Source organism: Rhodococcus sp. NPDC057014, assembly GCF_042673295.1.
Taxonomy (GTDB): domain Bacteria; phylum Actinomycetota; class Actinomycetes; order Mycobacteriales; family Mycobacteriaceae; genus Rhodococcus_F.
The window spans coordinates 1-7,689 of record NZ_JBHUSF010000385.1; the positions used below are offsets into that span (position 1 = coordinate 1).

Annotated in this window: 8 protein-coding genes and 1 pseudogene; 6 read left to right on the forward strand and 3 right to left on the reverse strand. The window is 70.6% G+C overall.

Features of this window, described 5'->3' with window-relative positions; translation table 11 throughout:
* Positions 1 to 33 precede the first annotated feature (33 nt).
* Positions 34 to 618 carry a DUF742 domain-containing protein gene (locus tag ACFTZB_RS40325; RefSeq protein ID WP_378440736.1) on the reverse strand — a complete coding sequence of 195 codons (585 nt, stop codon included), beginning with the start codon at positions 616 to 618 and terminating at the stop codon, positions 34 to 36.
* 120 nt (positions 619 to 738) lie between these two features.
* Between ACFTZB_RS40325 and ACFTZB_RS40330 the strand changes: the two are divergent.
* A pseudogene (locus tag ACFTZB_RS40330) lies at positions 739 to 1,256 on the forward strand (cysteine hydrolase family protein).
* Here ACFTZB_RS40330 and ACFTZB_RS40335 read toward each other — a convergent pair.
* Positions 1,249 to 2,280: a tocopherol cyclase family protein gene (locus ACFTZB_RS40335; RefSeq protein ID WP_378440738.1), complete on the reverse strand. Its 1,032-nt coding sequence runs from the start codon at positions 2,278 to 2,280 to the stop codon at positions 1,249 to 1,251. The pseudogene ACFTZB_RS40330 and the gene ACFTZB_RS40335 overlap by 8 nt on opposite strands.
* Positions 2,281 to 2,421: 141 nt before the next feature.
* Positions 2,422 to 3,195 carry a PIG-L family deacetylase gene (locus ACFTZB_RS40340; RefSeq protein ID WP_378440740.1) on the reverse strand — a complete coding sequence of 258 codons (774 nt, stop codon included), beginning with the start codon at positions 3,193 to 3,195 and terminating at the stop codon, positions 2,422 to 2,424.
* A 56-nt stretch (positions 3,196 to 3,251) separates the two neighbouring features.
* Between ACFTZB_RS40340 and ACFTZB_RS40345 the strand changes: the two genes are divergently transcribed.
* From ACFTZB_RS40345 to ACFTZB_RS40365, 5 genes are all read left to right on the forward strand, one after another.
* Positions 3,252 to 4,454: an MFS transporter gene (locus ACFTZB_RS40345; protein WP_378440742.1), complete on the forward strand. Its 1,203-nt coding sequence runs from the start codon at positions 3,252 to 3,254 to the stop codon at positions 4,452 to 4,454.
* The gene (locus ACFTZB_RS40350) at positions 4,400 to 5,227 is read left to right on the forward strand and encodes an alpha/beta fold hydrolase (protein WP_378440744.1); all 828 of its coding nucleotides are present in this window, start codon (positions 4,400 to 4,402) and stop codon (positions 5,225 to 5,227) included. Before ACFTZB_RS40345 ends, ACFTZB_RS40350 begins: the two co-directional genes overlap by 55 nt.
* 12 nt (positions 5,228 to 5,239) lie before the next feature.
* Positions 5,240 to 6,598, forward strand: coding sequence for a D-inositol-3-phosphate glycosyltransferase (gene mshA / locus ACFTZB_RS40355; RefSeq protein ID WP_378440746.1), 1,359 nt, complete (start codon positions 5,240 to 5,242; stop codon positions 6,596 to 6,598).
* The gene (locus ACFTZB_RS40360; RefSeq protein WP_378440748.1) at positions 6,595 to 7,086 is read left to right on the forward strand and encodes a YbjN domain-containing protein; all 492 of its coding nucleotides are present in this window, start codon (positions 6,595 to 6,597) and stop codon (positions 7,084 to 7,086) included. Before mshA ends, ACFTZB_RS40360 begins: the two co-directional genes overlap by 4 nt.
* 106 nt (positions 7,087 to 7,192) lie before the next feature.
* On the forward strand, positions 7,193 to 7,689 hold a 497-nt coding region (locus ACFTZB_RS40365), incomplete at its 3' end, for an AMP-binding protein (protein WP_378440750.1).

Sequence of the window (7,689 nt, forward strand, 5' to 3'; positions counted from 1 at the left end):
GATTCGTGGGCATGTGTCCCGGCGAGCGGGGCTTCAGAGTCTGCGCAGCCCGTCGAGGACGCGTTCCATCAGTTTCCGATCCGGGCCGGTGGATCCGGCGGTCTCGTTCACGGTGACCGCTCCGGCCGCCGCGAGGTCGCCGACGAGTACCCGCGCGACCCCGAGCGGGATCGACGCGAGCGACGCGATCTCGGCCACCGACCGCGGTTCGGAGCACAGCGCGAAGACACGGCGCAGTTCGTCCGGCGCCGGCATCGCGTCCACGACGGCGTCCCCGTCGGCGCGGGCGACGATGACCGCCTCCAACGGCAGATCTATCCCGGACTCCGTGCGCCCGCCCGTGAGAATGAACGGCCGGACGATGGAGACCGTCTCCTCGGGCTCCGCCCACTCCGTGGACTCGGCCGTCTCGGGCGCTCGGCCGGCGGGTTCGGACGGGGCCTCCACCTGCTCGGGAACGGCCTCCGCCCGGCCGGGCTCCACCCACTCGACCGACTGCGACGGGCTCGGCTCTGCCGTCGGCGACTGCTCTTTCCTGTCGCTTCGGCGCCGGCCGGCCGAACCGAAACGCGCCCCTGTCGCGCCGATCATCGGCCAGTTCTCATCGCTCACAGTCATCGGTCGGGACCCTTCTCGCACTACCCCACCCGTTCCATGGTCCCAAACCCGCGTTCCATGCCCATGGTCCGGTCCCTGTGATTCCGGCTACAGAATCCGCGTGAGCGTTAGATTTGCTGCGTGACCCACTGGCGGCAGAACTCGGATCCGTTTCTCGCGCCCGATCTCGGCCGGTCCGCGCTGCTCGTCGTCGAGATGCAGGTGGACTTCGTGGACGGCGGGAGGGCCCCGATCCCGGGCACGTCGGCGGTGCTGCCCGCGATCGCACGTCTCGTGGACGCCTACCGGGACTCGACCCCGAATCGCTCCTCGCCGGTGACGTCCAGGCCGTCTCGCTCACCGAACACGTCCTGTTCAAGCCGCGGTGGAGTGCGTTCTACCGCACCGGGCTCGACGAGCACCTGCGCCGGTGGCGGGTCGACACCGTGGTGATCGCGGGCTGCAACTACCCCAACTGTCCGCGCGCCACGATCGTCGACGCCAGCGAACGGGACTACAAGGTGCTCGTCGCCGCCGATGCGATCTCGGGCGTCGACGCGCGTCACCTGGAGGAGGCCGGACGGATCGGGGTTCTGCACGCGGAGACCGACGAGATCGTCGAGGCGTTGCAGCCACCCGAACTCGAGGTGATCAGCTGAGGGGCGGAGCCGACGTCGCGTCCGGCGGCGCACCACGTCTGCGCAGTTCCGCGCGCGCCCGCTCGATCCCGCCGTGCTCCAACGCGGCGAGCGGCGATTCGTCCGCCCAGACGAGTTCACCACGGCGGCGCACCGTGACACTCATCGAACCCGCGAGGTGCTCGAGGGCGCCGGGAATGTTGCGACGCTCGGCGGGGAGCGGAACCGGCAGCACGTGGGCCGAGCGCAGCGGGGAGGCGCCCTCGATCTCGACGCTCCATGTGCGGCCGCGGCCGCGCAGCGACCACCGCTCGTCCGTCACGTGCGCCCGCACGGGGGAGGTGACCGGATTGCCGAGGCGGAACACCGTGCCGTCGGGCAGCGCGACGACGACGGCCGTGACCTCGGTGCGCAGCCCGCCCGCGGTGATCTCGCCGCCGGCGAACGCGACGCACGCCTGCCGGTCGGCGAATCCCTGGGCCTGGCCCCACCACCAGGAGTCGGGGAATCCGCCCCTGCCCCAGTTCTTCTCGCCGTAGACCTGGGCGCCGTCGAGGTCGATCTCGGTGCCGCCCAGCACCGCGGTTCCCTCGGCCCGTCCGCCGAGCAACCACGGATGCCAGTACTGGTTCAGCGCGGGCACGGTCTGGAACACGCTCGACCCGCCGAGCCTGCGCCGCGGCCACGGGACCTGGGCGCCGATCCGGACGTCGAGGCGGGCATCCGGTCCGAGATCCACCCGCACGCGGTCGACGGACCCGCGGAACGCGTCGCCGGCGAACGCGCCGAGTCCGGCCGGGTTGGCGTAGCCCTCCGGATGCGCGGCGGTCCGCAGGAACCTCGCGGGGTGACCGGCCAGACCGAGCGTCGCCCAGTGGCCGTCCGCGGCCCTGTTGATTCCGGCCAGTGCGATGACGACCTGTCCGGTCGCGGGCTGGGTGAACCGCCAGAAATAGCCTTCCATCGCGACGTCGTGCGCGGCGAGGACGTTGCCGAACGGCAGATCCGCGCCCGTGGACCGGTACGCTCGCAGCAGTCTCGACACGGGTTCAGCGGACGCGCGGTCGCGGTGACGGTGCCCTTGCGGACCCGGTGTGCACGGCGAACGGCATGGTCGCGACGAGATCAGCGGGATCCATACCCGTGGATGCTAGGCGCGGACCCGAATCCGCGGAGGCAGTTCCGGTCAGAGCGGCAGCGACGACTCCGCGAGCCCCGCAGGCGCCCCGCGCCGGCGGAACCATTCCTGACCGAACGCCGCCTGCAACTGCTCCTCGGGCATCTGCAGGAACGGGCCGAAGTCCCCGATCTGGGTGGCGTGCGCGTGCATCGCGGCGCGTTTGGCGCCCATCGCCGAGGTGACGTCGACGACGGTGGTGATCTCGGAGTCCGGAAGGCCGAACGTGTCGAGGTCCGGTGGCTGCGCGTTCTCGGACCATTCCGGATTCGCGGCCATCAGTCGCCGGATGTGGTCGCGGCTGACGGCGGCCTCGTACACGTGCGGCACACCGGCCAGTTCGGCGGCCCGGAGGCCCACGTGATGCACCTGGACGTGGTCGGGGTGCCCGTAACCACCGTTGGGGTCGTAGATGGTGACCACGTCGGCGGATTCCTCGACGAGGATCGCGGCCAGCCGGGTAGCGGCCTCCTCGACGTCGACGTTGCAGAACGCTGCCGGATTCTCGTTCTCCGGCGTTCCCGCCATCCCGGAATCCGCGTAGTGCAGCAACACCACACGCTGGGCGCCGAGCAGCGACGTCGACTCCTCGAGTTCGCGGCGCCGACGCTCGGCGAGCGACTCGCCGTCGATCAGAATCCCCTCGGGCGCCTCGCCGAGCGCCCCGTCCGTCGCGGTGACCACGACGACGCGGTGACCGGCGTCGGCGGCCTGACGCATCACGCCGCCGGTGGTGAACACTTCGTCGTCGGGATGGGCGTGGAAACACACCAGGACACTCATGAGCGCAATACTTGCACGTGCTGGAAGTCGCGGCCACGATCTGTGAGGCTCGACGCGTGCTCGGTACCTATCGTCAGATCTTCGCCGCCCCCGGCTCCGCAGCGTTCTCGGCAGCAGGATTCGTCGCGCGCGTACCGATCGCCATGGTCGGCATCGGCATCGTCACGATGCTGTCCGAACTGCGCGGAGACTACGCGCTCGCGGGCGCGCTGGCCGCGGTGTTCGCGCTGACCTACGCGTTCATCACGCCGGTCGTGTCCCGTGCGGTCGACCGCTACGGGCAGTCCCGCGTGCTGCCCGTCGCGTCGGGGATCAGCGCGACGTCCCTCGCCGCGATGCTGCTGTGCGTGCGGTTCGGGACCCCCGACTGGGTGCTGTTCGTGTGGGCTGTCCCGGCCGGCTGCATGCCCACGATCGGTGCAATGGTGCGCGCCCGCTGGACCGAGCTGTACCGCGGGACACCACTGCTGCGGACGGCGTTCGCATTCGAGGCGGTGGTGGACGAACTGTGCTTCATCGCCGGACCGGTGGTCTCCGTCGGGCTCTCCGTCACGGTGTTCCCCGAGGCGGGACCGCTCGCGGGACTCGTGCTGCTGGTGGTCGGCACCCTCGCGCTCGTCGCTCAGCGTGGCACCGAGCCGCCCGTGCACTCGTCGCCGGACGGCGGCACACCGTCCGTCGTCCGGACGCCCGCGCTGTGGATCCTGGTGGCCGTCATGGTGTCGATGGGCACGATCTTCGGCGTCATCGACGTCGGGGCCATCGCCTTCACCCGGAGCCACGACGCACCCGCCTCCGCCACCGTGGTGCTGGCCCTGTTCGCGGCCGGGTCCGCGGCGGCGGGCCTCGTGTTCGGCGCGATCCGGGTGTCGGCGTCGCTCCGGAAACAGCTGATGGTCGCGGTCCTCGCGGTGGCGGTGCTGATGGTGCCGCTGCTGCTGGCGGGGAGCATTCCGGCGCTCGCCGTCGCCTACGCGGTGGCGGGGATGACGGTGGCGCCGATCATGATCGTCACCACCGGTCTGGTCGAGCAGATCGTGCCCGCGGGCGCGCTCACCGAGGGCATCACCTGGATCGTCACCGGGCTCGGTGTCGGCGTCGCCGTCGGGTCGGCGCTCGCCGGCCGGATGATCGACGAATTCGGCACGACCGCCGGGTACGCGGTGGCGGCGGTCGCCGCGTTGCTGGCCTCTATGGTGACCCCATGGCTATTCGTGAAGCAGTCGGCATCGACGGAACGCCCCTCGTCTACTCGGTGACCGGTGACCCCGACGCGCGGGCCCTGGTTCTCCTGCACGGCTGGGCGCAGTCGTCGAAGTGCTGGGGCACCGGCGTGCTCGACGAACTCGCCGCCCGCTACCGCGTGATCGCCGTCGACCTTCGCGGACACGGCTACTCGGGCGCCCCGGCCGCCGGCTACGACGACTCCGCGATCTGGGCCGGGGACGTCGACGCGGTGCTCACGGCGGAAGGCGTCACGTCCGGTGCGGTGCTCCTCGGCTGGTCCTACGGCGGCCTCGTGATCTGCGACTATCTGGAGTCCCACGGCACGTCCGCCGTCGACGGCGTCGTCCTCGTCGGGGCCATCACCAGCATCGGTCGCGGGGAGGCCGGCGGCAAGGTCGGTGCGGCGATGCGCGCCGCGATCCCCGGCGCGATGTCCGAGGAGCCGCGCGAGGCGATCCGCGCGCTGGGCGCGTTCGGCACCGCGCTCACCGGACCTCCCGAAGGCAAGGGCGCGCAGTCGCAGGCGCTGTTCGGTGCCAGCCTCGCCACCCCGCCGCACGTGCGGGCCGCCCTGTTCCACCGCTCCGCGAGCCACGACGACCTGCTCCGGTCGCTCGACGTCCCGGTACTCGTCCTGCACGGCACCGAGGACTCCGTCGTCGACGTCTCGGCTGGTAGGCACGCTGCTGACCTGATCCCGCAGGCGCGGGCGTCGTTCTGGGAGGGCTGCGACCACGGGCCGTTCGTCGAGGATCCCGGCCGCTTCGTGAAGGACGTCGGCACGTTCGTCGACAACCTCGGTTAAAGAGGCCGATCGGTGGGGGAGCACTATGGAGTGGTGACGCCCTTGCACAACTCGCGCCCCCGCAGGGTGGCCGTCCTCTCGGTCCACACCTCACCGCTGGCGCAGCCCGGTACCGGCGACGCGGGCGGCATGAACGTCTACGTGCTGCAATCCGCCATCCAGATGGCCCGCCGCGGCGTGGAGGTGGAGATCTTCACCCGGGCCACGTCGTCCTCCGACGCCCCCGTCCAGGAAGCGGCGCCGGGCGTCCTCGTCCGCAACGTCGTCGCCGGCCCGTTCGAGGGGCTCGACAAGCAGGACCTGCCCACGCAGCTCTGCGCGTTCGTGGCCGGGGTGCTCCGCGAGGAGGCCCGCCACGAACCCGGCTACTACAACCTGGTGCACTCGCACTACTGGCTGTCGGGGCAGGTCGGCTGGCTCGCCCGCGACCGGTGGGGTGTGCCGCTGGTGCACACCGCGCACACGCTCGCCGCGGTCAAGAATCTGTCGCTCGCCGAGGGGGACACCCCCGAACCGGCCGCCCGTCAGATCGGCGAACAGCAGGTGGTGGCCGAATCCGACCGGCTGGTGGCCAACACCACCGACGAATCCGATCAGCTGGTCCGCCACTACGGCGCCGACCCGAACCGGATCGACGTGGTGGCGCCCGGCGCCGACCTGACGCGCTACCGCCCCGGCAACCGGGACGCCGCCCGCGCGAAACTGGGGCTCGACCCTCGCGAGACCGTCGTGACGTTCGTCGGACGCATCCAGCCGCTCAAGGCCCCCGACGTACTGCTCCGCGCCGCCGCCGAACTGATCGCCCGGGATCCCGAGTCGTCGCTGCGGGTGCTCGTGGTCGGGGGGCCGTCCGGATCCGGACTGGCCCGGCCGGACGCGCTGATCGAACTCGCGTCCTCGCTCGGCATCGCCGCGCGGGTCACGTTCCTCCCGCCGCAGGCGCCCGATCGGCTCGCCGATGTGTACCGGGCTTCGGATCTCGTTGCGGTGCCCAGCTATTCGGAATCGTTCGGGCTGGTCGCCATCGAGGCGCAGGCCTGCGGCACACCGGTGATCGCCGCGAACGTGGGTGGACTCGGCGTCGCGGTCCGGCACGGTGAGACCGGGTTGCTCGTGGACGGGCACCGCACCGAGGACTGGGCGACGGCGTTGCAGTCTCTGGTGTCTGCGCCCGGCAGGCTGGCCGCGCTGGCCGCGGAGGCTCCGCGGCACGCCGAGAATTTCTCCTGGGAACACACCGCCGACGGACTCCTCGAGAGCTATCGGATGGCGACCGTCAACTACAACTACGGACACGGCCCGAGCGAGTTCTCCCCGCGTCGCGGACGCGGATTGTGGAAGCTGCGCAGGGTCGGGGGAGTGCGCGCATGACCGATTTGGCCGAGGTGATCGAATCCGCCCTGACCGACCGGGAGTTGGACTTCACGAGGAAGGACTCGACACATTTCGTCGTCGAGTTGCCCGGCGAGCGCAAGCTCAAGACCACCACGCTCCTGACAGTCGGCAAGCACGGCCTGCGCGTCGAGGCATTCGTCTGCCGCAAGCCCGACGAGAACTTCGAGGGCGTCTACAAGTACCTGCTGCGACGCAACCGCCGGCTGTATTCGGTGGCGTACACGATCGACAAGATCGGCGACATCTACCTGGTCGGTCAGATCGCCGAGCACGCGGTGACCGCGGACGAACTGGACCGCATCCTCGGGCAGGTGCTCGAGGCGGCCGACGGCGACTTCAACACCCTTCTCGAACTCGGATTCGCCGGTTCCATCAAGCGGGAGTGGGAATGGCGTGTCTCGCGCGGCGAGTCGATCGCGAACCTGAAACCGTTCGAACATCTCATCGAGGACTCGCAGTCCTGAGTGTGGGTTGACCTCCCGCGGACGGGAATTGCGCGCGGGTAGAGTTGCGGCGACCCTGTGACTGGAGTCACAACTGCTTCTGCAACACTTCGAGGGAGTGACCCACGTGAGCTTCAAGAGCCCGTTTCCGGACGTCGAGATCCCGAACCGCAGTGTCTACGATTTCCTGTTCGGTCACCTCGACCCGGCGGACGCGGACCGGCCGGCGTTGGTCGACGGCGCCTCGGGTGCGGTCACCAGCTACCGCACCCTGATCACGCAGATCGACGGGGTCGCCGGGGCGCTCGCGGCCCGCGGCCTGGCGGTCGGTGAGGTGGTGGCCCTGCACTCACCGAACGTGCCCGCGTTCGCCGCGGTGTTCCACGGCATCCTGCGCGCCGGCGGCGTCGCCACCACCGTCAACGCCCTCTACACCGCCGAGGACATCGCCAAACAGCTCACCGACTCGCACGCGAAGTTCCTGTTCACCGTCTCCCCACTACTGCCGCAAGCGACGGCGGCGGCGGCACGGGTCGGGATCCCCACCGGGAACGTGATCGTCCTCGACGGCGCCGACGGGCACCCGTCGCTGACGGATCTGCTGACCGAGGGGCATCCGGCGCC